Origin of the sequence: Marinobacter sp. NFXS9 (assembly GCF_040148665.1) — a bacterium.
Classification (GTDB): Bacteria; Pseudomonadota; Gammaproteobacteria; order Pseudomonadales; family Oleiphilaceae; genus Marinobacter_A; species Marinobacter_A mangrovi.
In genome coordinates, this window is record NZ_JAGDDW010000003.1 from 14,174 (window position 1) to 40,064 (window position 25,891).

Here is a 25,891-nt window from a genome sequence, read left to right on the forward strand (position 1 = left end):
AGTCCGGGATCAGGCAGGCAGTCGGCGGATACTGGCCCCAAGCAACTGCAGCTTCTCTTCAATACATTCGTAACCACGGTCGATGTGGTAGATACGGTCGACAATGGTATCGCCATCGGCGACCAGACCGGCGATGACCAGGCTGGCCGAAGCCCGCAGGTCCGTGGCCATAACCGGCGCACCGTTCAGTTTTTCCACGCCGCGAATGATCGCGGTGTTGCCTTCCAGAGTAATGTCCGCACCCATCCGGCTCAGTTCCTGGATGTGCATGAAGCGGTTTTCGAACACCGTTTCGGTAATGGCGCCACTGCCCTCGGCCACAGCGTTCATGGCGGCAAACTGGGCCTGCATGTCGGTCGGGAAGGCCGGATACGGCGCCGTCCGCAAGCTGACCGCGCGCGGGCGGTTGCCCTTCATGTCGAGTTCGATCCAGTCCTTGCCGGTGGAGATGTGCGCCCCGGTTTCACTGAGCTTCAGCAGGACGGCTTCCAGCAGATCTTCACGGGTGTCCTTCAGCTTGACCCGACCGCCGGTCGCTGCCGCCGCCACCAGGTAGGTGCCGGTCTCGACGCGGTCCGGCAGCACGTCGTAGTGACAGCCGTGCAGGCGCTCAACCCCGTTGATCTCGATGGTCGCCGTACCCGCACCCTTGATGTCTGCGCCCATGGCAATCAGACACTCGGCCAGGTCCACGACTTCCGGCTCACGCGCCGCGTTTTCCAGGATGGTTTTCCCGTCCGCCAATGCGGCCGCCATCATCAGGTTCTCGGTGCCGGTCACGGTGACGGTGTCGAGGAAAATGTGGGCGCCCTTCAGACGGCCATTGCTACGCGCCTTGATGTAGCCGTTCTCGACCTTCACTTCGGCGCCCATCTGCTCCAGCCCCTGGATATGCAGGTTGACCGGCCGGCTGCCGATCGCACACCCACCCGGCAGGGAGACTTCCGCCTGACCAAAGTGAGCCACCAGCGGGCCCAGCACCAGGATCGACGCGCGCATGGTTTTGACCAGTTCATACGGCGCATGGAATTCCTTGATGGTGTTGGCGTGCACCTCGACGCTCATCTTCTCGTCGATCATCAGCTCAATACCCATGCGGCCCAGCAGCTCGATCATGGTGGTGATGTCGTTCAGGTGCGGCAGGTTGCCAACGGTCACCGGCTCGTCAGCCAGCAGTGTCGAAGCCAGAATCGGCAGCGCGGAGTTCTTGGCGCCGGAAATCCGGATTTCCCCGTCTAGCGGCTTACGGCCGCGGATGAGCAATTTGTCCACGAATCTTGTCCTGTTAATGTGGGTCGCAGGGTCCCGGTCGGGGCCTGAACGGAATCAGGCCACCCCACCCGATCAGCCCTGGCGGGCCTGCCATTGAGCCGGAGTGAATGCCTTGATGGTCAGGGCGTGAATAGTACCGTCAGACAACTGCGGGTTAAGCGCAGCGTAGATCAGCTGCTGCTTCTTGACCGGCGACATGCCTTCGAATCGATCACCGATGGCCACAACCAGATAGTGGTTGCCGTCATTCTGGACCTGGATCTCACAGTCGGGCAGCTCTTTACGAACCAGCTCTGCCACGTCCTCCGCCTGCATGTGCGTACCTCAATCGATTGGGGGAATGAGAGCCGTCCGGCGACTCCAATCTACTAAGCTCCCGAAGCAACGGTCTCCGGCAAGCATCGAAATTTCAGAAGCGGAATTGTATCGAATTCCGGCGGAAGGCTAAACAACGGATGGATGAAAGCTGTCAATGGATGTGATCGGAGCGGCCGTCCGACGACGGCGGGTCAGTCGGCAAGCCCGAGATAATCGGCCACGTTGCCCATTCGGGCCAGTTCAACGAGGCGATCGCTGACGCCGGTAAAATCGAGCGCTGCGCCCTGCTGCTCAGCCTGACGCTTCCAACAGAGCATCAGCGACACCAGCACGCTGCTGGCCCGATCGATGCCGGCCAGATCCATACGACAGGCACTGCCGCCCTGCTCGGCGAGGAAGCCCTCGCCCTGCTTGCGCAGCGCAAGAACATCCCGGTCCAGCAGCTCAGGAGCCAACTGAAACGTGGGCAGCGTGTCACCGGCCGCGTTGACAGCTTGAGCCTGAGCCTGCCCGGTCACGACTGATCCACCTTCTTGTCCAGATCCAGTTCCTTGACCGTATCCGTCCAGCCGTCGATCACCGCCTGCACGTTGTTGCGTTTTTCTTCCATTTCCTGTGCAAAACGATCACGGAACGCCAGGCCGATGTTCACCCCTTCGACAATCACATTTTCCATCATCCAGCGGTCGTTGTCGTTGAGGTACATCGAATAGACCACCGGATAACGATTGCCGGAGGCCGTGGTGACCTGCAGTTCCACGGACGCCCGCTCCTCGTTGCTCGGATTGATCGTGGCATCGCCCACGCTGATGGTGAAGTGGTCGGCTTCGACAAGCGCCTTGGCATAGCTGTCGAATAGGCTGCGCTTGAATTTCTCAACGAAAGCATCCCGCTGCTCCGGTGACGCCTGCCGTGCGTAACGGCCCATGACCCGGGCCGCGATACGGCGAAAATCGACGAAGTTCGACAGCGCCGATTCCATCTGCTCGTAAAACGCCTCGCGATCCGAGTTGTAGAGCCCCCGTTTTTCGTTGAGCTCCTGGACCAGCGCCTGCGTGTTGTCATCCACGTACTGACGCAGCGAATCGCTGTCTGCTGAGGCCGGCATCGCCGCTACGACCACCAGCATTGCCATAAGACTGCCCCAGACCTGTCGGACTGCTTTCATAACCCGGCTCCTGACTGAATTGGCCTCTTACTTCCCTGAGGCAAAGTTACTGATTAAACGTTCAATATTGAGCGCCGACTGGGTGCCGTAAAAGGTGTCGCCGTCTTTCATGTACGACGAATCGGCGCCAACGGATACATCCACGTATTTCTCGCCCAGCAGACCGGCGGTGCGGATAATCGCCGAGCTGTCGGTCGGAATGATTTCCGCGGACTTGTTGATCTCCATTTCGACGCGCGCCTGGTAGGTCTTGGGATCGAGTTTGATGCCCGTGACCCGGCCAATCGTAACCCCGGCCATCGACACCTGACCGCGCACCGCAAGACCGCCAACGTCGTTGAAGTTGGCGTAGACCTTGTAGGTCGGTTCCGCCGCCTGCGGCGTGAGGCCGCTCACCTGGAGCGCCAGGAACAGCAGGGCGCCACATCCGGCAAGCACAAACGCACCTACCACTATTTCCATTGTTCTCTGACGCATCAGATATCTCCGAACATCACCGCAGTGAGAATGAAATCAAGACCGAGCACCGCCAGCGAGGAGTAGACCACGGTCTTGGTGGTCGCCGAACTGATCCCCTCGGAGGTCGGCACACTGTCGTAGCCCTGGTAAACCGCGATCCAGGTGCAGACGAAACCAAATACAATACTTTTGACCACGCCGTTTAGGACGTCTTCGCCGAAGTCGACCGACGATTGCATGTTGGCCCAGTATGACCCTTCGAATACGCCCAGCCAGTCAACGCCGACCAGCATACCGCCCCAGATACCCACAACGGAGAAGATCATTGCCAGCAGCGGCATGGTAATGAATCCGGCCCAGAACCGCGGCGCGATGACCCGGCGCAGCGGATCCACCCCCATCATCTCCATGCTGGACAGCTGTTCGGTGGCTTTCATCAAACCGATTTCCGCCGTCAGGGCAGAACCGGCCCGACCGGCAAACAGCAGCGCCGTCACCACCGGCCCCAGTTCACGCACCAGGGTCAGGGCCACCATCTGACCGATCGCCTGCTCCGAGCCATAGTCGGTCAGGATGTTATAGCCCTGCAGCCCCAGCACCATGCCGATAAACAGCCCCGAGACCACGATGATGGCCAGCGACAGCACGCCGACCGCGTAGATTTGCTTGACCAGCAGCGGCAACCCCGTCGCTGGGCGCGGCACGGCAATCAGGCTGCGCACGAGAAATTCACTGGACCGCCCCAGGGAGGCCAGGATATCAAAAGTGCCACGTCCGATCGTTGCGAGACGGTCAATCATCGTTGTGCCCCACCTGCCAGGTCCTCGGCGATCGGCTCCGCCGGATAATGGAAAGGAACAGGGCCGTCGGGCTTACCCTGCAGAAATTGCTGCACGCGCTCGGATGGATTGTCCTGCAGCTCCTCCGGCGAGCCGGCACCGATCACCTGCCCGTTGGACACGATACAGGCGTAATCGCAGATGCTCAGGGATTCGGGAACATCGTGCGACACCAGCACACTGGTGAGGCCCATCGAACGATTGAGCTTACTGATCATTTCTACCAGAACGCCTTTGGCGATCGGATCCTGCCCAGTGAAGGGCTCGTCGTACATAATCAGCTCAGGATCCAGGGCGATGCTGCGGGCCAGTGCCACACGCCGGGTCATCCCGCCGGACAATTCCGACGGCATCAGATCCCGCGCACCGCGCAGCCCGACCGCTTCCAGCTTCATCAGCACGATATCGCGGATCATGTCTTCCGGAAGCTTGGTGTGAACCCGTAGCGGAAAGGCCACGTTTTCGTAGGTGCTGATGTCTGAAAACAGGGCACCGCTCTGGAACAGCATGCCCATCCGCTTACGCAAGTCATACAGCGCCGAGCGCCGCAGTTTGTGCACACAGATGCCATCCACGGTGATGCGGCCACTTTCGGGGCGCAACTGACCGCCGATCAGCTTGAGCAGGGTGGTCTTGCCGGTCCCACTCGGCCCCATAATCGCCGTCACCTTCCCCCGGGGGATCTGCAACGACAGACCATCGAAGATGCGACGTTCGCCCCGCAGAAAAACGAGGTTCTGGATATCGATAAAAGTGGACTCTGATGTCATCGAGACCTTTCCTGTTGGAGGCACCCTGACAACCGGGATAGCGGGGCGCCGCACCGGCTCTTTGCCGGGAGGACCGTTTGCCCTTCGGCAATCGTCTTCATCCCTGTCTGCACGGCATTGTTCCAGATATTCACGTCGGACACATTAATGTGTCGTTAAATCCATGCCATACCGAAAAATCTGACGTCCCTGCGGACACGGTCGACCACAAAAGGCGCTACAGTATGACAACTTGGCGGGAAGCTCAAATGCAGCCCGCACCAATGCGACGTATCAATTAATCCTGCCGATCCATACACCTGCACCATTCCCGGTTGCGACCGCCCCGCAACTCCATCACAATTTCCCGCCTTGTTCAGCGATCCATGGAATGACGGTATGTCCCTGCTTCCCTACATCGGCGCCATCATCGCCGGCCTTGTTCTCCTGATCTGGAGTGCCGACCGCTTTGTCGAAGGCGCCGTGGCCATGGCCCGCACCCTGGGTATGTCGCCAATGATGATCGGTCTGACCATCGTCGCCTTCGGCACCTCGGCGCCGGAGATGCTGGTGTCCGCCACGGCGGCCCTCACCAACGCACCGGCGCTGGCTGTCGGTAATGCGCTGGGCTCCAACATCGCCAACATTGGCCTGGTCCTGGGCATAACCACATTGATAGCGCCGATTCCGCTCAAACGCACCGTCCTGTTCCGCGAATTCCCGGTCTTGCTGGGCGTGACCATCCTGGTGTTCCCACTCCTGCTCGATGGCGAGCTCTCGCCCAGCGACGGTCTCATCTTCCTGGCCATGCTGGCCCTGTCGCTTTTCCTGATGAGCCGCGGCAACAAGCCGGGGGAAGCGCCGGAATTCCTTGAAGAGCTGGAGGAGATGCCGGTCATGAGTACGAAGCGGGCCACGATCTGGTTCGTCGTAGGCCTCGCCGCGCTGATCCTCAGCTCAAGGGTTCTGGTCTGGGGGGCCACCGAAATGGCCCTGTCTCTCGGCGTCAGCGAGCTAATCATCGGCCTGACCATCGTCGCCATTGGAACCAGTCTGCCCGAGCTGGCCGCCTCGGTCGCCAGTGCCCTCAAGGGCCACCATGACGTGGCGCTGGGCAACATCGTCGGCTCCAACCTGTTCAACCTCCTGGCCGTACTGGCGATGCCGGCCCTGCTCAACCCGCTGGCCATCGACAACGATGTCCTTTACCGGGATTACGGCACCATGACCGGACTGACCCTGCTGCTTGCCGCCTTCGCTTACGGCATGCAGAAAAAGGGAAAACTGGCGCGCTTTGAAGGTGGTATACTGCTGGCCGGATACATTGCATACACCGTCGTGCTCTACCACGCAGCACGTTAAGGATCGCCCGGCCCATGAGAAGTTCCTTTATCGAATCGGCCCGCCAGGCCATCGCCATTGAGCGCGAGGCCATCGACGCCCTCACCGATCGCATCGACCACACCTTTGAGAAAGCCTGCGAACTGGTGATGCAGTGCAACGGTCGGGTTGTGGTGACGGGCATGGGCAAATCCGGCCATATCGGTAAGAAGATTGCGGCCACCCTGGCCAGTACAGGCACCCCGTCTTTTTTCGTCCACCCCGGTGAAGCCAGTCACGGCGACCTGGGCATGATCACGGGCGACGACGTGGTCCTGGCTATCTCCAACTCCGGCCAGACCGCCGAAGTACTGACCATCCTGCCACTCATCAAACGCATGGGCGCCCCGCTGATCAGCATGACCGGCGAGCCGGATTCCGTACTCGCCCGGGAGGCCGAAGCCAACCTGGACGTGAGCGTTCCACGGGAAGCCTGCCCGCTGGGCCTGGCACCCACCAGCAGCACCACGGCAACGCTGGTGATGGGCGATGCCCTCGCCGTCGCCCTGCTCGAGGCCCGCGGTTTCAGCGCCGAGGATTTTGCCTTTTCGCACCCGGGCGGCAGCCTTGGGCGACGCCTGCTGCTGCGCGTTTCCGACATCATGCACACCGGCGATCGCGTTCCACGTGTGTCTCCGGACACCCTGCTCAGTGAGGCCCTGCTGGAGATTTCCGGCAAGGGACTGGGTATGACTACCGTCGTGGACGACAACGGTCAGATGATCGGCGTCTTCACCGACGGGGACCTGCGCCGCACACTGGATCGCAACCTGGACGTTCACATCACGCCCGTCCGCGACGTGATGACGGTAGGCGGCAAGCGCATCTGCGAAGAACAGCTCGCCGCCGAGGCGCTGAAAATCATGGACGAGGTCAAGATCACCGCGTTGCCGGTCACCGACCGCAACGGCGACCTGGTGGGCGCGATCAATATGCACGACCTGTTGCGCGCCGGCGTACTCTGAGGCGCCAGAATCCGTTAACCTGAAAGTGATGTTAAAGGAACCCTTCATGGAACGTCCGTTGCCCGACGACCTGATCAGCAAAGCCGCCGGCATTCGCTTGCTGGCCCTTGATGTGGATGGCGTCCTCACCGATGGCCGTCTTTATTTCACGGCCCAGGGCGACGAAATGAAGGCTTTTAACATCCTCGATGGGCATGGCATCAAGCAGCTCCAGCGGGCCGGAGTCGACGTCGCCATCATAACCGGTCGCAACTCACCGCTCACCGCAAGACGGGCGCGCGATCTGGGCATAAAGCACCTGCAACAGGGCCGCGAAGACAAGGAAATCGCCCTGCGCGAACTCCTTCAGGAACTGAACCTGCCCGCCGAGCAGTCCGCCTACATGGGCGATGACCTGCCGGATCTGGGTGCCATCATGCACGCCGGCCTGGGTCTGTCCGTGCCCAACGGCCACTGGTACGTTCGCGAACAGGCCGATTACACGACCGAAACGGCCGGCGGCGAAGGCGCTGTCCGGGAAATTTGCGACCTGATCCTGCAGGCCCAGAACAAACTGGCGGATCTGCACCTCACCTATCACGCACGGGGCGCCTGATGTTGCTGAGCCGCCTGAACCATCCGCGCCTGCGCTTCCTGGCCCTGGCTGTCCTGTCGGCGGTGCTGATTGGCCTGCTGTGGCGCAGCGACGATCAGGGAGGCCCCACCATCGGCCAGGAACTGCGCGGCCCGGATGAGCCGGACAGCTTCGTGGTCAATGGCGAATACCGGTCCTTTGACGAGCAGGGCAAGCTGACCACCGTGATCAGCAGCCCCCGCATCGAACAGTTTGACGCACAGAACCGGGCCCACATGAAGCAGCCCAGGGCCACCATGATCGATGCGGACTCCGGCCAGCCCTGGCACATGCGCGCCGACGAGGGCAACTACCGCACCAATCGCGATGTGATTGACCTTTCCGGCAACGTGGTCATCAGCCGCGTGCTGGCCTCGGGATCCGAAGGCAGCCTGGAAACCACGCATCTGACACTGGATAACCAAAAGCGCATTGTGCACACTGACGCCCCGGTGCTGCTCCGGGATCCGCGCGGCACCACCCGGGCCACCGGCATGAAAGCCTGGATCGACCAACGGATCGTGCAACTCCAATCACAGGTGGAAGGACAGTATGAATTGTCATCTTCGCAATAAGCCCCGCCTATTGCGACGCATCGCAGGCGCGGCCCTGCTGGTGCTGGCATCCCAAGCCCAGGCTTTCGACCTCAACTCCGACAGCCCCATCAAGGTCAGCGCGGACCAGGCGCGTCTCGACGACGCCAAGGGCACCGCGATCTACACCGGTGACGTGGTGGTCCGCCAGGACGGCACCGAACTGACCGCCGACAAGGTCGTCCTGTATCGGGAACAAGGCGCACTGAATCGCATCGAGGCGCACGGTAAACCGGCCCACTACACCCAGCCCAAGACCGCCGATACGGCCAAGACCGATGCTGAAGCTATGACCATCATCTATGCGGCCGGCGAAAACCGGATCACCTTCATCGAAAAGGCCGTCATTCACCAGGACGGCAACGTCTTCAAGGGTGAGGAAATAAACTACGACACTGCCACCCGCGTGGTCACCGCCAGCGGCAGTCGCGACGGTAACGATCAGGACGGTCGGGTCGAGATGGTCATTCAGCCGCGCCAGAAAACCGGCGGGGAGAGCGGCAACTGATGGCGATCCTGCGCGCAAACAACCTGGCCAAGAGCTACAAGCAGATCAAGGTCGTCAAGGATGTGTCCCTGGAAATCCGCAGCGGCGAGATCGTCGGACTGCTGGGGCCCAATGGCGCCGGCAAGACCACCTGCTTCTACATGATCGTCGGCCTGGTGCCGGCCGATAACGGCCGCGTCACCATCGACGAGCGGGACATCACCCCCCTGCCCATGCATGGCCGGGCCCGCGCTGGCATCGGCTACCTGCCGCAGGAAGCGTCCGTGTTCCGCAAACTCAGTGTTCGCGACAACATCATGGCGATCCTGGAAACGCGTAAGAAACTGACCAAGGCCGAGCGCGAGACGCAGCTGGAAAACCTGCTGGAAGAATTCCACATCACCCATATCCGGGACAGCCTGGGTATGGCGTTATCCGGTGGCGAGCGGCGCCGGGTGGAAATCGCCCGGGCGCTGGCGATGGAACCGGCGTTCATTCTGCTCGACGAACCGTTTGCCGGCGTCGACCCGATCTCGGTGAGCGACATCAAGCAGATCATCCGGCACTTGCGGGATAAGGGGATCGGCGTGCTGATTACCGATCACAACGTGCGAGAGACCCTGGATATCTGCGAGAATGCGTACATCGTGAGTGGGGGTCACATCATTGCCTCCGGTCACGCCGACGACATCCTGGCCAACCAGCAGGTCAAGGAGGTCTACCTCGGCAATGAGTTCCGATTGTGAAAAACGGTCACAAATCCGGCCAAAGTGCGCCCGGGGCTATCGCATAATCGGCCCGAGACGCTAAACTCAAAATCAGGACCGGACGGCGAACAACTCGCCCTGACGGTCAAAACGTTGTCATCTGGACACCCATAGCAGTAAACTTCGGCAAAGAATTTGCTTGTCGCGCCAAATCGTCATTCGACATGTTAACTTTCAAGGCCCTATCGATACCGGGCGTGGCGCGATCCGCGAAAACCAGGCAACAAAAGTACAGCCGACAGGCATAGGGTGACGGGACTAAATCGATGGTAATGAAAGCTTCGCTTCAGCTGAAGCTGGGTCAACAGCTCACCATGACACCCCAGTTGCAACAGGCCATTCGCCTGCTGCAACTGTCCACGCTGGATCTGCAACAGGAAATCCAGCAGGCGCTTGAATCCAACCCCATGCTGGAGACCTCCGAGGAGGAGGACGGTAACGACGCCGCCGAGAACGACGGCGATACCGACGACAGCAGCTCCAAAGAGCAAAACGACTCCGACGCGTCGCAGGAAGACACCAGCTGGGACGAGCCCGCTGACGAACCGGACTGGAACACAGAAACCAACCAGGACATTCCGGACGACCTGCCCGTCGACACGGCCTGGGACGACATCTACCAGTCCGCACCCGCTCCCGCCTCACGCGGGGAAGACGATGACGACACCGATTTTGAATCCCGCAACTCCCCCACCGAAACCCTGCAGGATCATCTCCTCTGGCAGTTAAACCTGACGCCCATGGGCGATCGGGACCGTGCCATTGCCCATGCCCTGCTCGATTCGGTGGACCCGCGAGGCTATCTGGTGACGTCCCTGGACGACATCCACGCCGGCCTGGTCGATGAGGCGGACGAAGATCCGCTGGAAATGGACGAGGTCGAGGCGGTCCTGCGTCGACTGCAACATTTTGATCCGCCAGGCGTCTTCGCCCGTGATTTGCAGGAATGCCTGCTGATCCAGCTCAACCAGCTGCCGCCGGACACCCCCTGGTTGCCGCAGGCCCGACTGGTGGTCAGTCACTACATCAACCTGCTGGGAAACCGGGACTACGCCCAGCTGCTGCGCCGCAGCCGCCTCTCGGAAGAACAGCTCAAATCCGTGCTGGCGCTGATCCAGACCCTGAATCCACGCCCCGGCGACTCACTCGATCGCGCCGAACCGGACTACGTGGTGCCCGATGTGGTGGTGTCCAAGATAAAGGGCCGCTGGCGCGTGGAGCTGAACCCGGAAATCGCACCGCGCATTCGCGTCAATGCCGGCTACGCCGCCCTGATCCGTCGGGCCGATAACAGCGCCGACAACACCTATTTGCGCGATCAGCTACAGGAAGCCAAGTGGTTCATCAAAAGCCTGCAGAGCCGTAACGAAACCCTGCTCAAGGTCGCCACACGCATTGTCGAGCATCAGCAGGGATTCCTCGACCAGGGCGAAGAAGCGATGAAGCCGCTGATCCTGTCAGACATCGCCCAGGCCGTCGGGATGCATGAATCCACCATCTCGCGAGTGACCACTCAGAAGTACATGCACACACCGCGCGGCATCTTCGAGCTCAAGTATTTCTTCTCAAGTCATGTCAGCACGAACGAAGGCGGCGAGTGTTCGTCTACGGCAATTCGTGCCATGATCAAGAAACTGGTTGCCGCCGAAACACCCAAGAAGCCACTCAGCGACAGCAAGATTGCCGCTTTGCTGGGTGACCAGGGGATCCAGGTCGCACGACGTACCGTGGCCAAGTATCGGGAAGCCATGCATATTCCGCCTTCCAACGAGCGCAAGCGGTTGGTGTAATCGCCGGAGGGAACGGAAGAGCAGGATTTTCAAGCGTCCGCCGCACGCGACGGGCTCAACGCCGGAAACGGAGACGTTATCCGGGCATGTCGACAATAGGAGAAGCCTATGCAAATCAATATGTCAGGTCACCATGTCGAATTGACTCCCGCTCTGAAAACCTATGTTTCCGAAAAGTTCGAAAAACTCGAACGCCATTTCGACCACATCAGCAATTGTCAGGTGACCCTGTCCGTGCAGAAGCTCCGCCAGACGGCCGAAGCAACCCTGCACGTTATTGGTGGTGAAATTCATGCAAAGGCTGAAAACGAAGATATGTACGCGGCCATTGACGGACTCCTAGACAAGCTCGATCGCCAGATCCTGAAACACAAGGAAAAGACGGTCGATCGAATGCACGGCGCGACCAGCCGCTAGCGGTTCATAAAGGGAAAGCATTCCATCCATGACGGAAAGTCCACTAACCATCCAATCCATCCTGGTTCCCGAGCTCACCCTCTGTGGTGTGCCGGGAACCAGTAAGAAACGCATCCTGGAACTGATCGCCGAGAATGTCGCCCGGCGCTATCCGGAACTCGACGAGACCCAGATTTTCAACAATCTGGTGTCCCGCGAGCGGCTCGGCAGCACCGGGATCGGACAGGGTATTGCCATCCCCCATTGCCGGCTGGAAGGCTGTCATCAGGTGGTCGGCGCCCTTCTGACCCTGGAAGAAGGCGTGGCTTTCGATGCCATCGACAACCAGCCGGTCGATCTCCTGTTCGTCCTGATCGTTCCCAAGGAAGCCACCAGTGAACACCTGGAGCTTCTCAGCCAGCTGGCCGAGAAGTTCAATGACCGCTCTTTCTGCGAGCGTCTGCGACGCTGTGAGGATGCGTCGCAGCTGTTTGAGGTCATGACGCAATCAGAGTGAATCATCTGCTGATCGGCGAAGGCACGGCATGAAACTGATTATAGTCAGCGGGCGCTCCGGCTCTGGCAAGAGCACGGCCCTGCACGTTCTGGAAGACCTGGGCTACTATTGCATCGACAACCTGCCCATCGGCCTGTTGTTTCCCTTGGTCGAGGAGGCGGGCAACGCCTCGCCAAACAAGTTGCGCAACATTGCAGCGAGCATCGACGCGCGCAACCTGTCCGATGAGATCGCCAATTTCGAGGCCATCCACGAGCGCCTATCCACCTGCGGCATGAAGGTCGAAATCGTCTTCCTCGATGCCACCGACCAGGCTCTGCTGCAGCGCTTCCACGCCACCCGACGCAAACACCCACTCAGCGATGGGCGAACGTCATTGCGCGAGGCGATCACGGACGAAAAACACCTGCTTGAGCCGCTGGCGCAGCTGGCCGACCTGTATATCGACACGACCGAGCTGTCGATGTACGAGCTACGGGACATGATCAAGCAGCGTATCGTCGGCCGCCGGGAACAGGAACTGGCCTTGCTGTTCCAGTCCTTCGGCTTCAAACACGGCGTACCGGTCGACTCCGACTACGTGTTCGACGTGCGCTGCCTGCCCAACCCCTACTGGGACGCCAACCTGCGTAAATTCACCGGTGTCGATCCAGAGGTGCAGGCGTTCCTGGAGAGCCAGCCGGAAACCCGGGAGATGCTGGATACCCTCACCCGCTTCCTGGAAACCTGGCTGCCCTCGTTCCAGGCCAGCAATCGCAGCTACATGACCATCTCCATTGGCTGTACCGGTGGCCAGCACCGCTCGGTTTACATGTGCGATCAACTGGGCCGCTACTTCAACCAGAAGTACACCAATGTCCAGGTTCGCCACACCGAGCTGCCGCACCTTCACCCAGCGTCGACTGACGATCCGTCATGATTCGCCAGCCGATCACCATCATCAACAAGCTCGGACTGCATGCCCGGGCGGCGGCCAAGCTGGTCGGCACGGCGTCGGATTTCGACAGCCAGGTGCTGATTGCAAAGGAGGGCCGAGAGGTAGACGGCAAGAGCATCATGTCCGTCATGATGCTGGCCGCCAGCTGCGGCACCGAAATCGAGCTGGTGCTGGACGGGCCCGACGAGCAGGCGGCCCGGGACGCCTTGGTCGCGCTGATCAACGATTACTTCGGTGAAGGCGAATAGGGGTTCGCGAATGTCGCTGCGCGGCCCCTCTCGGCGTGCCCCAAAGCCGGTGGAATTCACCTACACTGAATTCTCACGTCTGCAACGTAAGTCCGCTATACTTAGGAACTTCTGAATAAGTCCTGGAGCGCCTCAGGGTGATCATGGCCGACCACTTACGCTCGGCTCGGTGACGAGACATTTCAGGACTTATCCAGGAATCCCACAGAACGAGACAGGATGGCGCAGCAGTCCCCGGATTGCCCGCCAGAGAATCAGCCGCAGGACGCGCCGACCGTCCTGATCCGGATTCATGGGTAAGTCATGTCAGACGCAGTCGAAAACAGCCAGGCCCGGCAGCGCCTCCGCACCCTGGGCGAAGCGCTGGACAGCGGTGCCCTGCAGCAGGTCGCGCGCATCCTCAACGGTGGCCTGAGCCCCAGCGATATTGCTCACCTGCTGGAATCCTCTCCGCCACGCCAACGCGCCCTGCTCTGGAACCTGGTCGACAAGAGCCTGGAAGGGGAAGTTCTCCAGTACCTCAGCGACGACATCCGAAGCTACTTCCTGAGCAAGCTGAATGCCCAGGAACTGGCGTCCATCATCGAAGACTTCGAGTCGGACGACCTGGCCGACTTGCTGCAGCAGCTGCCGGACACGGTGATCCAGGAAGTCCTCGACACCATGGACGACCAGGATCGCCAACGGGTGGAGGAAGTCCTCGCTTACCCGGAAGACACCGCCGGCGGCCTGATGAATACGGACACCATCACGGTGCGTCCGGATCTCAGCATCGACGTGGTGTTGCGCTATCTTCGCCGCCACCGCTCCCTGCCGCCGATGACCGACAGCCTGATCGTGGTTAACCGCCGCGACGAATACATTGGCGTCATGCCGATTACCAAGATGCTGGTCTCAAGCCCCAGCGCCACCGTGCGGGAAGTGATGGACACCGACATCGAGCCGATTCCCGTCAACCTGTCCGACACCCAGGTCGCCACCCTGTTCGAACGCTACGACCTGATCTCCTCACCGGTGGTCAGCGAAGAAGGCAAGCTTCTGGGCCGGATCACCATCGATGACGTGGTCGACGTTATTCGTGAAGACGCTGACCACTCGCTGATGAGCATGGCCGGTCTGGACGAGGACGAAGATACCTTCGCGCCGATCATGAAGACCACCAAACGCCGGGCCGTCTGGCTGGGCATCAACCTGATTACGGCGTTTATTGCATCCTCTGTGATCGGCATGTTCGAGGGTACCATTGCCAAAGTGGTGGCCCTGGCGGTCCTGATGCCCATCGTGGCCAGCATGGGCGGGATTGCCGGCAGCCAGACGCTGACTCTCGTGATCCGGGGCATGGCGGTGGGCCAGATCAGCGGCGCCAACGTGCGCTGGCTGCTGAATCGGGAATTCATGGCCGGCGTGCTCAATGGCCTCCTCTGGGCCGTCGTGGTGTCGATCGCGGCCACGATCTGGTTCCAGGATCCGATGATCGGCGTTATCATTGCCGCGGCGCTAATCATCAACCTGATCGCGGCAGCGCTGGCCGGCACCTTGTTGCCCCTGTTTCTCAAATCAAGGAACATCGACCCGGCCCTGGCCGGTGGCGTGATCCTGACAACCGTAACCGACGTGGTGGGTTTCCTGTCCTTCCTGGGACTGGCCACCGTGATATACGCCTGATGGCTTCGCCAGGGCGATCTGCAACAACCCGGAAAAGACCATGATCGACGACGACTACCAGGACGACGAGGACTACAAGAGCAAGTCCGAACTCAAGCGCGAGATGCATGCGCTACAGGACATCGGCAAACGCCTGCTGGAACTGACGCCTGATCAAGTCGACCCCCTCCCCATCAGTGACCGATTAAGGGCCGCGATTGAGGAATCCAAGCGTATTCGCCAGCACGAAGCCCGGCGTCGCCATCTGCAGTATATCGGCAAGGTGATGCGTCAGGAGGATCAGCTGGAGGAGGTTATCCGGGCCATCGAAGCGTTCGATACCGGCAGTGCGGAACATACCCGTCGCCATCACCTGGCGGAACGCTGGCGCGACCGCATGGTGTCAGAAGGGGATTCGGCGGTAGGCGAGTTTCTCGGCTACTGCCCGGAAGCCGATATCCAGCACTTGCGCAATCTCGCCCGCAATGCTCGCCGGGACGCGCAGAAAGACAAGAATACCGGCCATGCCCGGAAGTTGTTTCGTTACCTGCGTGAGTGTGTGGATCAGCAGGAAACACCGGGCGCCTGAGTGTCGCCCGGTTACTTTGCTGCTACAGTCGCCGGTGAGACCACACCGGCATGCGGCCCCGGGTCAGTGAGAGCTTACTCGGGTCCAGATCAGCGGTCGTCAGAGTCATCCCCTCACTGAGCTCGGTGACCACAGCACCCCAAGGGTCCACCACCATGGAATGCCCGTAGGTCCGCCGCTTGGCATCGTGCTCACCGCCCTGTCCGGCCGCCACCATCCAGAACTGGTTCTCGATCGCGCGGGCCCGCACCAATGGGTGCCAATGAGCCAATCCGGTCTGGTAGGTAAAGGCGCTGGGCAAGGTCACCCACTCGGCGCCCTTGCCCCGCAACTGTCGGAACAGCTCCGGGAAGCGCAAGTCATAGCAGATGGCCAGCCCTAATTTGCCGACCGGCGTATCCACCACCACAACGGCCTCGCCGGGCTCGAATGTATCGGATTCGCGATAGCTGCCCTGGGCATCCTCTACCTGCGCATCGAAGAGGTGGATCTTGTCGTAACGGGCCACTTCTTCGCCCTGATCGTTGAACACCACACAGGCCGCGCGCACGCGGCTGTCCAGCTCGGTTCCATCCGGGCGCGCGGCAATCGGCAGGGAACCACCAACAATCCAGATGCCCAGGCGCCGGGCCTGTTCGGCGAGAAAAGAACGGATCGGTCCGGACGCGTCGCGCTCCAGCAGGCCCCGCTCCATCATCTGACGGGTACTCAGCACCGCAAAGTTTTCCGGCAACACGGCAATCCGGGCCCCCTTGTCGCTGGCCTGCTGCAGAAGCTCCCGGGTATCCGCCAGGTTCTGGTCGAGATCGTGCCCACTGACCATCTGCAATACCGCGACGCGGTTTTCTTGAGTCATAGCGCTGCCTCCTGAGGCGTTTTCCATGTCGACGTCTCATCAACGACGACGATCAACCTGCCCTGAATAAACCGTGAAACCCCGGGGGTCGTCAAGCTTCTGTCACTTCCCGGTATCGAACACGTTGCGCAGTTCCACCTTGGGATCGTCCCACGAACCGGTGACGGAATAAGTCGCGCTGGTCAGGCGGCTCAGTGGATCGCCCAGCACCTTGTCCAGGACGAACAGCGCACCGCCGATCGGCGCGGAGGCCCCCATCAGGATCGCGGCCAACGGCAGGTTCTGGGTCAGCGGCAACACCACTACCAACCGCATATCCAGCATTTCCTTCACCAGATCCGCGGAGCCTGTGAGCTTGAAAGCCCCCGATGGACCGACGATCTGCAGCTCCGGATCCCAGTTCAGCGTTCCCGACGCCAGGCGCGCCGTTCCGGATATGGCATCAAACGCCACGCCCGCCTCGTAAAGATCCGAAAAATCGAGTTTCAGACGGCGCAGCAGGGTGTCCGAGTTGAGAATGCCAAACACTCGGAAAATCTGGGCGGTGTTACTGCGCTCGAGAATCACACCGTCATCGATACGGAACCCCAACGTTCCTTTGACCGTTTCCAGCGAGCCCGCTTCTGGCGGCCCATCCCAGCCCAGATCGATTTCCACGCGGGTCTTGTTACTGCGCAGCGGAACACTGCCCTCAATCCAGGGACTGATGTCCGCCAGGTTTTTACCGGCCAGCACACCATTGATCTGGGTCTGTTCGCCGTTCTCTCCCGCTGTCCAGATCAGGTTGCCGTCAAACGCCAAACTGCCGACCTGCCCCTTGATCTTGTCGACTTTCAGGGCCCGGGCAGCCGGTCTCAGCAGGAACGACCACTGGCCGTAATCCCGACCGTCGACTTGCACGCTGTCGATGGTGACGTCCACATCGGACCACTGCCCGACGCCGCGTTCGGCAAACGACACCGGCGCCTGATCCACGTCGCCGTCGTCCTCCCCGGTCGCCAGAACAATGTGATCCAGATCCACGCTCAGGGGATCATTCCCGGACGGCAGCCGCAACTGGCCGGCAAGGTCAGGGCCGCCGAACGTAACGCGCCATCCCTTAGTATCCGGGATCGCCGTCACCTGCGCCTTGCTGAACGATTGCCCGGCGGCCTGCAGGCGGTCGACCGACAACACCACCCGATTCAGCCATTGCTTGCCCGACCCGGAGCTGGACCCCGCCGAACCCAGGTTGTGGCTCTCCAGGGCATCTTGCCAAATCTCTGCATCCAGTTGAGCCAGGTGGCCGGTAATCTCCAGTCCCGTGGCACCGGACACCGACGTGGACTGGGCACCCAACTCAATCCGCCCTCGATCAAACACCTGATCCAGCCAACGCAAACGGAAAGCCAGTCGATCCGACCAGTGACCGGACAGCATCAGGCCCCCATCATCGCCCCAGCTGATCACCATACTGAGGGGAACCGGCTGGCCCATGGCCTTGTGCAAAGGTTCCGGCCAATCGATCGTAACGTTCGAGAGCGATGACGTCAGTCTCAGAGACGACGCCCCCGCCGAAGACACCCCCATTTCCGCCCGATAGCCGGCACGCCCTTCAATCCCTGGCAGGTTGCCGATCCCAAAACGGGTCGCAAGGTCATCCAGGTTCATGCGCCCGGTCTGGGTCAGTTTCAGCGGCGCGTCGGCCCCATCCCGCGCCAGGGACAGTTCAACAGGACTGCCCAGGAAGCGGGCGGACAGCGGCTTGCCGGAAAAACCGGTTTCAGAATCGTAGTGCACGATGCCGTTCAACTGCTCCCAAACTGCTGACGAGTCGTTGTAGGCAATGCGACCTTCTTCTGCTTTCAGATCCGCTTTGACGTGGGTCTTCGCATCGTCGGCCAGCCCGATATCCAGATCGAGATCCAGATGATACTGGCCACCGATACTCAGCGACGTGGCGGCGGAACCGGCGAACTCACCCAGCGGCGACTGGTCCAGCCAGTCGGCCACCTGCTCCCCCTTGAAAGGCGCCGCCGTATGGACCTGCAACATTGCCGGCTCGGCATCGCCGTCCACATGAACCGTTGTTGGTTCGAGGGTCAGGCCTCCGGTTGTGCCCTGGTCCACCCGGATACGGGCTTTTGCCCCCTGAACCACCACTTGCCCAGACGCGCCCGTGACAACAGGCCAGCGCTCGTCGTACTGGATTCGGGCGTTGGTAAACTGATACTGCTGGCTGGTAGTGAAACTGCCCGGCGGTGACCCCTTGTTCACCTGCCCGTGACCGTAAAAGACACCGTGGTCAATGTCTGCGCTTTCAACAGCGCTGGTGATCCAGTCGTAGAAACCGGGATCCACGACCTTGCCCGGCACGAAATCCGCCAACATCGGCGCCGTTGCATCCCATGCTTCAACTCGCATCGAGAGCGTATCCTCGCCGGGCTCCTGCAGCTTCAGATCGAAAGCGCCGGCAAGTCGCGTCTTGCCTTGATACTGGATATCAATACGGTCGGACCAAATGCGTTTGCGGGGGCCATCAATCTGCCAGTGAACCTGGGTCCGGAGATGCGCCAGTGACCAAGCGTTCATGAATTCCTGCGGGAATCCCAGCGTCACGTCGTCCGTGTCCACGGACACCTGACCGGCCGAGCGGGACAGGGTCAGACGGCCATTCAATCCCTGCACGCCCGGCGCGCCATCGAAGGCCTGCACGGACACGCCCGTCAATTGCCCCGTCAGTTGGAAATCATCAGCCGTTTCCGGCACCCGGAGTGTCAGGTCTTGCAACTCGCCACCGGGTTGGTAGTGCGCCAGCGCGTTGCGCAACTCGTCATCCAGGGGTGCGATGGCTTGTGCCATGCCGGACAGCATGCCCAGCGGGGCTTTTGAAGCGACCACGCTCCAGCCGTCATCGCGGATGATGCGCAGATCGATGTTACGCGCCGATTGCCCGGCCCAGTCCCAGCCCAGGCCCTGAACATCCAGACGCCAGCGGTCATCCCCCGTTCGCTGCCAGCCCACCTGGGCCTGGACCGATTCAACCGGCGCCTGAGTCTCGCCGTCGGCCCGAATCTGCACGTGCGGCACCGACAGGCGGGCATTGACTCGCTCCAGCTCACCACCGGCGAAGCGCAGCCACGCCTGACCACCGGCATCCACGCTGTCGATCAAACGGTTCTGCCACTGATAACGCTGCAGGAAGGCATCAAACAGGCGACCGGAATCCACATCGACAAACAGCGTGCCGTCGAAATCGCCACGGAAGAAGTGCTCACCCTCAAGATAGAAACGGGCCAACTGGGTCGTGGAGCCAGGCTGCATCGCACGGCCGGAAGCACTGAAGGTGCCACGCCAATAGCGCAGGTCCACTTGTGGAATGAAGAACGTCCGACGCGGTTCGTCAGGCACCTTGAGGCCCAGGTGCACCTGATTGAGCTGGACCGAAGGATCGGACAGCACCTCGCCCAGGCGATTGATCCAGGCTCGGGGCCCGGATTCGTCTCCCGCCGCGTCAGAGGCGTCGGCCTGGGGCAGTGTCAGCCCCTCGATGGTGATGGCCCCTGAAGGGCTCTGCGCGAGCGTCAGGTCCATGCCGCTGGCGACCAGGTCATTGAAGACCAGGCGCTGTCGCACCAGCGAAGCCACCGAATCGAGCCGGATGTCCACACGCTCGACCCGGGCAATGACCTTCTCCGGTTGTTCCGGATCGCGGATCTCCATGCCCGAAAGATCCAGCACCGGATCCATGCCCTTCCATTGCCCATGCAACTGATCGATATGCACCGGCTGGCCCAGGCGCTCCGAAAGCACCGCTTCGATCTGCGCCTGATAGCGATCGACGGCGTGCATCAGCTGCCGGCCGATCACCACATAGAGCGCAATGACGATCAGAATCGCCAACACGGCCATCCAGACCAGATTGGCCAGGCGGATCAGCCAGCGCAATGGCAGGGAGGTGTCGGGAGGCGTTTCCCGGCGACGGGCTTTCGGGTCAGATACGTCCATGCAATGCCCGCCGGCCTAGTCCTGAACCGGGGTAAACGCCGTCGGGAGGTAGCAGCGACGGCGATTCACGTTACAGCAGGACCACATCGTACTGTTCCTGACTGTAAAAGGGTTCGACCTGGAAGCGAATGCTCTTGCCAATGAACGTTTCCAGATCCGCGACGTTATCGGATTCCTCGTCCAGCAGGCGATCAACCACGGACTGGGAGGCCATGACCAGATAGCTTTCAGCCTCATAGGCCCGGTTGACCCGCATGATCTCGCGGAACACCTCATAGCAGACCGTTTCGGGGGTTTTCAGGAAGCCACGCCCGTCACAGATCGGGCAGGATTCGCACAGCACCTGCCCCAGGCTTTCGGTGGTCCGCTTACGGGTCATTTCCACCAAGCCCAGCTCCGATACACCGGTGATCTTGGTCTTGGCGTGGTCCCGCTCGAGCATTTTCTCCAGCATCCGGTGGACCTGGCGCTGGTGCTCGGTGTCTTCCATGTCGATGAAATCGATGATGATGATCCCACCCAGGTTGCGCAGCCGCAGCTGTCGGCTGATTGCGCGGGCCGCCTCCAGGTTGGTCTTGAAAATAGTCTCTTCGAGATTACGGTGCCCCACAAAGGCGCCGGTATTGATATCGATCGTCGTCATCGCCTCGGTCTGATCGATGATCACGTAGCCGCCGGACTTGAGCTGCACCTTGCGGCTCAGGGCTTTCTGGATTTCATCCTCAACGCTGTACAGATCGAAAATCGGCCGCTCGCCCGGATAGTACTCCACCTTGTCGGAGAACTCGGTGACAAACTCCTCCACGAACTCCATGACCCGCTGGTAGCTCTCCCGGGAGTCGATGCGCACTTTTTCGGTCTGCGGGCGCACCAGATCCCGGATGGTACGAATAAACAGCGGCAGGTCCTGATAGATGACCGACGGCGCTTTACCGGTGGCGTTGCGCTCCACAACCGACTGGTGCAGGCGGTGCAGGTAGGTCATGTCCCCCAGAAGATCGTCGCGGGAGGCACCTTCTGCAGCCGTCCGGATAATGTAGCCGCCACTGGCCTCCAGCGCTTCCGCGCCTTCCTGGACCAGACTACGCAGGCGCTCGCGCTCGGTGTCGTCTTCAATCCGCTGGGAAATGCCGACGTGCTGGACTTCTGGCATGAACACCAGATAACGGGAGGGAATCGACAGCTGCGTGGTCAGACGCGCGCCTTTGGTGCCGATCGGGTCCTTGGTGACCTGGACCACCAACGACTGCCCTTCACGCAGCAGCGAGCGGATGTCCGGCACCGCCTTGGGCGTGTCGGAAGCGGACTCCTCACCGTTGCCCACCACCAGAACGTCGGAAGCGTGGATAAAAGCGGCCCGCTCCAGGCCAATATCGACAAACGCGGCTTCCATCCCGGGCAGGACCCGGACCACCTTGCCTTTGTAGATGTTGCCAACGATCCCTTTGCGGCTGGTGCGCTCAATATAGGTTTCCTGCAACATGCCGTTCTCGACCAGGGCCACCCGGGTCTCGACCGGCGTCACGTTGATCAGGATTTCCTCACTCATACCGACTTCTCCGCCGACGGCAGCCAGGTCTTCCAGACCGGCTGCCCTGCTTCTGCAAACAATTCCGCAGTTTCCTGCAGGGGCAGGCCGACTACGGCGCTGTAGCTACCCCATAGGCCGTCAACGAAAACGGCTCCCCTGCCCTGAATACCGTAGCCTCCGGCTTTGTCCCGGGGCTCACCGGTCTGCCAGTAGGCATGAATTTCTTCGTCGCTCAACGCCCTGAAGCGGACCTCTGTCACGGCCAGCCGGGCGTAGCAGCCAAACTCGCCCGCCAGCGCCACTGCGGTCATCACCTTGTGCGTGCGACCGGAAAGATGGCGGAGCATGTCCGCCGCCTCGGCCGCATTGGTCGGCTTGCCCATGATCCGGTCTTCGCAGGCCACTGTGGTGTCCGAACCAATGACCAGACTGGCAGAATCTTCGGCCTGGGCCAGACCCGCCTCGGCCTTTTCCCGGGCCAGGCGCTCCACGTAATGCTCGGGGCGCTCGCCGGGAAGGCAGGTTTCATCGATATCCACCGGGCATACCGAAAATGAGAGTCCGATCTGCGCCAGCAGTTCCCGGCGGCGGGGTGATGCAGATGCCAGAATAACGGGCCGCGTCGTACTCATGATGTCCTCGCGCTATGCCAGCTTCAGATTCAGTCGATCAAGAATGCCACAGACAAACGGCCATACGAGGGTGCTGGTCACTGCCGGCAGCAAATAGGTGAAACCCGGATTGTCGGCGCCCAACAATTGATTCACGAAGTGCACGAACATCTGGTTGATGCCCAGCAGCAGAAACACCATCAGACACTGCTGTGGCATCGGGAACATGCGCAGCCGCTGATGCGTGGTCAGCACCAGAAACGCCACCAACGCCATGGCAAGGGCATTGATCCCGAGTGTGCTGGCCTCAAGCACGTCCAGGAACAGCCCCAGCACCCACGCCACCAGCACACCAAACCGGCTGGGGGCCCGGAATGTCCAGTAAAACACCATCAACCCCAACCATTCGGGGCGATAGACCAGCCAGTCCACCGGAAACAGGGAAATGCTCAGGACCAGGGAGATCAGGACACTGATCGCAAACACGGGGTAACTGATGACGGATAGACTCATTCGCTCCCCTCACTGTCTGAAGCACTTCCGGATTCCGCTTCGGCGGCCGCCTGTGCGCAGTCAACCTCACCCGGGGGGCAGTCGTCGTCGCCACGGCGCACTTGCGGCTGAAACACCACCAACACCAAGTCACTCTGATTCAGCTTGGCTTTGGGTTCGGCCTGAATATCGGCAAAGGGCTCGCCGGGCTCGCTGTGGATACGAGTGACTGTGGCGACCGGGTACCCTTTCGGGAAACGACCGCCCAGGCCGGAGCTGACCAGCTCATCGCCCTCGCGGATATCCGCCGTGTCGGGGACATGCACCAGATCGAGTGTGTCGGGATTTCCGGTGCCCAGCAGGATCGCCCTGACGCCGCTGCGCAGGACTTCCACGGGCACCGCATGGCTGCTGTCAGACACCAACAGCACCCGGGACGTAAAGCGGCTGGTCTGGATAACCTGCCCCATCAGGCCATTGGCATCCAGGATAGCCTGACCTTCGGTGACCCCGTCGCGGGATCCCTTGTTGATGATCAGTTCATGGGAGAAGGGATCGGGAGAGACGCCAATGACGTCGGCCACCACAACCCGCTCGTCCAGCTGTGTGGCCACGCCGTTGAGACTGCGCAGTTCAATGTTGTCTGCAGCCAGGGACGCATACTTGATGGAGCGCCGTTCGAGTACCAGCAGGCGGGCACGCAGGGATTCGTTTTCCTCGATCAGGTCATCCCGACTGGTGAAAACATCAGCCCCCCAGTCCGAGAGACTGTCGGGAACGTGGCCCAGCCATACCACCGGCGTCAAAGCAGAACTGAGCCAGCTTCGCAGCTCGTCGACCCGCCCGAAGCGGGAATCCAGAACCACAAGCACCAGCGACAGAACGACCACCAGCAACAACCGGAATCCCGGGATGGGCCCCCTTGCAAACAGCGTCTTGATAGCTCAATTCTCCCCGCTTAAAACGACAACCGCCGCTGCGACGAATCGACAGCGGCGGCCAGAGGCGATGCCTCATCGCATCGCTAATTTCTGCTCGCGAAGGCTGTATCAGCCTTCGTGTGAAAACATGCCAATGCCGCCCCGGTCGATGACCTCAAGCGCCTTGCCGCCACCCCGTGCCACGCAGGTCAACGGATCTTCGGCGACAATCACCGGCAGGCCGGTCTCTTCGCTCAGGAGCTTATCCAGGCCGCGCAACAGAGCGCCGCCACCGGTGAGGACGATACCACGCTCGGCAATATCCGACGCCAGTTCCGGCGGAGACTGTTCCAGCGCACTTTTCACGGTCTGAACGATCTGCGCCAGGGACTCCTGCAGGGCTTCCAGGATTTCTTCGCTGTTCAGGGTAAAGGCTCGGGGCACGCCCTCGGCCAGATTGCGTCCGCGCACGTCGATCTCACGGATCTCGACACCTTCATAGGCGCACCCGATCTCGTGCTTGATCCGCTCGGCGGTGGAATCACCAATCAGGCTGCCGTAGTTGCGGCGCACGTAGGTGACAATCGCTTCGTCGAACTTATCACCACCCACCCGAACGGATTCGGCATACACGATGCCGTTCAGGGAGATGATGGCAATTTCCGTGGTGCCGCCGCCGATGTCGACAATCATGGAACCGCTGGCCTCTTCCACCGGCAGGCCGGCGCCGATGGCCGCGGCCATCGGCTCCTCAATCAGGAACACTTCTCGTGCGCCGGCGCCCATGGCAGATTCGCGAATGGCCTTACGCTCCACCTGGGTCGATTTGCTCGGCACACAGACCAGAACTCGTGGGCTCGGTGTGATAAAGCTGTTTTCGTGCACTTTGTGGATAAAGTGCTGCAGCATTTTTTCGGTGACCACGAAGTCGGCAATCACGCCATCTTTCAACGGTCGGATGGCGGTAATGTTGCCCGGTGTACGGCCCAGCATGCGCTTGGCCTCGCCACCAACGGCAGCAACCATCTTCTGGGCATTATTGGTGCGAATCGCCACTACAGACGGTTCGTTCAGGACAATACCGCGGTCACGGACATAAATAAGGGTGTTGGCCGTCCCCAGATCGATGGATAAATCACTGGAAAAAAGACCACGAATTTTCTTGATGAGCATTAGCGTATTTTCAACCTGAGACAAACAGTCGCGAAATGAATGCGGCAACTTTAGCAGTGGGCCGGTATACAGGCAAGGCTCATAACAGGCCGGAAGCAGCGTCATATCTGGATTACTGCTTGCTCCCCACGGCCTGTCGCATCACCGGAATCTGCCGCTCACCGCCTCCCGAACGCGCCGCAATCTGTTACCATACTGCGCCATTAAACAAATGCCTGAATTAGACCGGGGCGCGCAACCAGAGTCCCTGGACCGGTTCAGCATCCATAAGTTCACCGTTAAGTGGAGACGTTACGTGGCCATATCCCGCGAGGAGATTGAAAAAGTCGCCCTGCTGGCACGCATCCGCCTGGAAGACAACCAGGTCGGCGCCCTGGAGAAGGACGTGGGCAACATCCTGAATCTGGTGGACCAGCTTCAGTCCGCCGACACCTCGTCGGTCGAACCGTTGGCTCACCCGCTGGACGCCACCCAGCGACTGCGCGCGGATGAAGTCACCGAACACGACCAGCGCGACGCCTTCCAGCGCATTGCCCCGGCAACCGAGGACGGCCTGTACCTGGTGCCCCGCGTGATCGAGTGATGCGCCG

The 25,891-nt window shown here is 60.9% G+C and carries 28 protein-coding genes; 14 read left to right on the top strand and 14 right to left on the bottom strand.

What is annotated here, in order from left to right:
* Positions 1-9: 9 nt before the first annotated feature.
* The 7 genes from murA to J3364_RS05980 form a co-directional block, all read right to left on the bottom strand.
* Positions 10-1,272, bottom strand: coding sequence for a UDP-N-acetylglucosamine 1-carboxyvinyltransferase (gene murA / locus J3364_RS05950; protein WP_123632547.1), 1,263 nt, complete (start codon positions 1,270-1,272; stop codon positions 10-12).
* 72 nt (positions 1,273-1,344) lie between these two features.
* A complete protein-coding gene (locus J3364_RS05955) occupies positions 1,345-1,587 on the bottom strand; it encodes a BolA family protein (protein ID WP_123632548.1) in 243 nt (80 codons plus the stop codon).
* Positions 1,588-1,781: 194 nt separating this feature from the next.
* The gene (locus J3364_RS05960; protein ID WP_349557477.1) at positions 1,782-2,108 is read right to left on the bottom strand and encodes an STAS domain-containing protein; all 327 of its coding nucleotides are present in this window, start codon (positions 2,106-2,108) and stop codon (positions 1,782-1,784) included.
* The gene (locus J3364_RS05965; RefSeq protein WP_349557478.1) at positions 2,105-2,758 is read right to left on the bottom strand and encodes an MlaC/ttg2D family ABC transporter substrate-binding protein; all 654 of its coding nucleotides are present in this window, start codon (positions 2,756-2,758) and stop codon (positions 2,105-2,107) included. The genes J3364_RS05960 and J3364_RS05965 overlap by 4 nt, the downstream gene beginning before the upstream one ends.
* A 27-nt stretch (positions 2,759-2,785) precedes the next feature.
* Entirely contained in the window at positions 2,786-3,235 is a 450-nt protein-coding gene (gene mlaD / locus J3364_RS05970) for an outer membrane lipid asymmetry maintenance protein MlaD (RefSeq protein ID WP_349557479.1), read from the bottom strand.
* Positions 3,235-4,017 (bottom strand): lipid asymmetry maintenance ABC transporter permease subunit MlaE, encoded by a 783-nt coding sequence (gene mlaE, locus J3364_RS05975; RefSeq protein WP_349557480.1) that lies wholly within the window; start codon positions 4,015-4,017, stop codon positions 3,235-3,237. Before mlaE ends, mlaD begins: the two co-directional genes overlap by 1 nt.
* Positions 4,014-4,826: an ATP-binding cassette domain-containing protein gene (locus tag J3364_RS05980; RefSeq protein WP_349557481.1), complete on the bottom strand. Its 813-nt coding sequence runs from the start codon at positions 4,824-4,826 to the stop codon at positions 4,014-4,016. Before J3364_RS05980 ends, mlaE begins: the two co-directional genes overlap by 4 nt.
* Positions 4,827-5,204: 378 nt before the next feature.
* On the opposite strand from J3364_RS05980, the gene J3364_RS05985 reads away from it, so the two are divergent.
* From J3364_RS05985 to yjgA, 13 genes are all read left to right on the top strand, one after another.
* Positions 5,205-6,167: a calcium/sodium antiporter gene (locus J3364_RS05985; protein ID WP_349557482.1), complete on the top strand. Its 963-nt coding sequence runs from the start codon at positions 5,205-5,207 to the stop codon at positions 6,165-6,167.
* Between the two features lie 14 nt (positions 6,168-6,181).
* The gene (locus J3364_RS05990) at positions 6,182-7,150 is read left to right on the top strand and encodes a KpsF/GutQ family sugar-phosphate isomerase (protein WP_123632555.1); all 969 of its coding nucleotides are present in this window, start codon (positions 6,182-6,184) and stop codon (positions 7,148-7,150) included.
* A 46-nt stretch (positions 7,151-7,196) separates the two neighbouring features.
* Positions 7,197-7,745 (top strand): KdsC family phosphatase, encoded by a 549-nt coding sequence (locus tag J3364_RS05995; RefSeq protein ID WP_349557483.1) that lies wholly within the window; start codon positions 7,197-7,199, stop codon positions 7,743-7,745.
* Positions 7,745-8,338 carry an LPS export ABC transporter periplasmic protein LptC gene (gene lptC / locus J3364_RS06000; protein ID WP_349557484.1) on the top strand — a complete coding sequence of 198 codons (594 nt, stop codon included), beginning with the start codon at positions 7,745-7,747 and terminating at the stop codon, positions 8,336-8,338. The genes J3364_RS05995 and lptC overlap by 1 nt, the downstream gene beginning before the upstream one ends.
* A complete protein-coding gene (lptA, locus tag J3364_RS06005; RefSeq protein ID WP_349557485.1) occupies positions 8,316-8,864 on the top strand; it encodes a lipopolysaccharide transport periplasmic protein LptA in 549 nt (182 codons plus the stop codon). Before lptC ends, lptA begins: the two co-directional genes overlap by 23 nt.
* The gene (gene lptB, locus J3364_RS06010) at positions 8,864-9,589 is read left to right on the top strand and encodes an LPS export ABC transporter ATP-binding protein (RefSeq protein WP_349557486.1); all 726 of its coding nucleotides are present in this window, start codon (positions 8,864-8,866) and stop codon (positions 9,587-9,589) included. Before lptA ends, lptB begins: the two co-directional genes overlap by 1 nt.
* Positions 9,590-9,876: 287 nt before the next feature.
* Positions 9,877-11,400, top strand: a complete 1,524-nt coding sequence (locus J3364_RS06015) for an RNA polymerase factor sigma-54 (protein ID WP_349557487.1) — start codon at positions 9,877-9,879, stop codon at positions 11,398-11,400.
* Positions 11,401-11,508: 108 nt separating this feature from the next.
* Complete coding sequence (gene hpf, locus J3364_RS06020; protein WP_123632559.1) at positions 11,509-11,817, top strand: ribosome hibernation promoting factor; 309 nt, start codon at positions 11,509-11,511, stop codon at positions 11,815-11,817.
* Positions 11,818-11,845: 28 nt separating this feature from the next.
* Positions 11,846-12,313 (top strand): PTS IIA-like nitrogen regulatory protein PtsN, encoded by a 468-nt coding sequence (gene ptsN / locus J3364_RS06025; protein ID WP_123632560.1) that lies wholly within the window; start codon positions 11,846-11,848, stop codon positions 12,311-12,313.
* A gap of 28 nt (positions 12,314-12,341) precedes the next feature.
* Complete coding sequence (gene rapZ / locus J3364_RS06030) at positions 12,342-13,232, top strand: RNase adapter RapZ (RefSeq protein WP_349557488.1); 891 nt, start codon at positions 12,342-12,344, stop codon at positions 13,230-13,232.
* Complete coding sequence (locus J3364_RS06035; RefSeq protein ID WP_349557489.1) at positions 13,229-13,498, top strand: HPr family phosphocarrier protein; 270 nt, start codon at positions 13,229-13,231, stop codon at positions 13,496-13,498. Before rapZ ends, J3364_RS06035 begins: the two co-directional genes overlap by 4 nt.
* Before the next feature lie 303 nt (positions 13,499-13,801).
* A complete protein-coding gene (gene mgtE, locus J3364_RS06040) occupies positions 13,802-15,163 on the top strand; it encodes a magnesium transporter (protein WP_349557490.1) in 1,362 nt (453 codons plus the stop codon).
* 40 nt (positions 15,164-15,203) lie between these two features.
* Positions 15,204-15,731 carry a ribosome biogenesis factor YjgA gene (gene yjgA, locus J3364_RS06045; protein ID WP_349557491.1) on the top strand — a complete coding sequence of 176 codons (528 nt, stop codon included), beginning with the start codon at positions 15,204-15,206 and terminating at the stop codon, positions 15,729-15,731.
* Between the two features lie 22 nt (positions 15,732-15,753).
* Here the strand turns inward: yjgA and J3364_RS06050 are convergent, their stop codons facing one another.
* From J3364_RS06050 to J3364_RS06080, 7 genes are all read right to left on the bottom strand, one after another.
* The gene (locus tag J3364_RS06050) at positions 15,754-16,587 is read right to left on the bottom strand and encodes a carbon-nitrogen hydrolase family protein (RefSeq protein WP_349557492.1); all 834 of its coding nucleotides are present in this window, start codon (positions 16,585-16,587) and stop codon (positions 15,754-15,756) included.
* Positions 16,588-16,689: 102 nt separating this feature from the next.
* Entirely contained in the window at positions 16,690-20,574 is a 3,885-nt protein-coding gene (locus J3364_RS06055) for a YhdP family protein (protein ID WP_349557493.1), read from the bottom strand.
* Between the two features lie 70 nt (positions 20,575-20,644).
* Complete coding sequence (rng, locus tag J3364_RS06060; RefSeq protein ID WP_123632567.1) at positions 20,645-22,123, bottom strand: ribonuclease G; 1,479 nt, start codon at positions 22,121-22,123, stop codon at positions 20,645-20,647.
* Positions 22,120-22,737: a Maf family protein gene (locus J3364_RS06065; RefSeq protein WP_349557494.1), complete on the bottom strand. Its 618-nt coding sequence runs from the start codon at positions 22,735-22,737 to the stop codon at positions 22,120-22,122. Before J3364_RS06065 ends, rng begins: the two co-directional genes overlap by 4 nt.
* 12 nt (positions 22,738-22,749) lie before the next feature.
* The gene (gene mreD / locus J3364_RS06070; protein ID WP_123632569.1) at positions 22,750-23,229 is read right to left on the bottom strand and encodes a rod shape-determining protein MreD; all 480 of its coding nucleotides are present in this window, start codon (positions 23,227-23,229) and stop codon (positions 22,750-22,752) included.
* Positions 23,226-24,098, bottom strand: coding sequence for a rod shape-determining protein MreC (gene mreC, locus J3364_RS06075; RefSeq protein WP_502882486.1), 873 nt, complete (start codon positions 24,096-24,098; stop codon positions 23,226-23,228). Before mreC ends, mreD begins: the two co-directional genes overlap by 4 nt.
* Positions 24,099-24,257: 159 nt before the next feature.
* Positions 24,258-25,301: a rod shape-determining protein gene (locus J3364_RS06080; RefSeq protein WP_004581576.1), complete on the bottom strand. Its 1,044-nt coding sequence runs from the start codon at positions 25,299-25,301 to the stop codon at positions 24,258-24,260.
* A gap of 295 nt (positions 25,302-25,596) precedes the next feature.
* On the opposite strand from J3364_RS06080, the gene gatC reads away from it, so the two are divergent.
* Positions 25,597-25,884, top strand: coding sequence for an Asp-tRNA(Asn)/Glu-tRNA(Gln) amidotransferase subunit GatC (gatC, locus tag J3364_RS06085; protein ID WP_203141721.1), 288 nt, complete (start codon positions 25,597-25,599; stop codon positions 25,882-25,884).
* Positions 25,885-25,891: the final 7 nt, after the last annotated feature.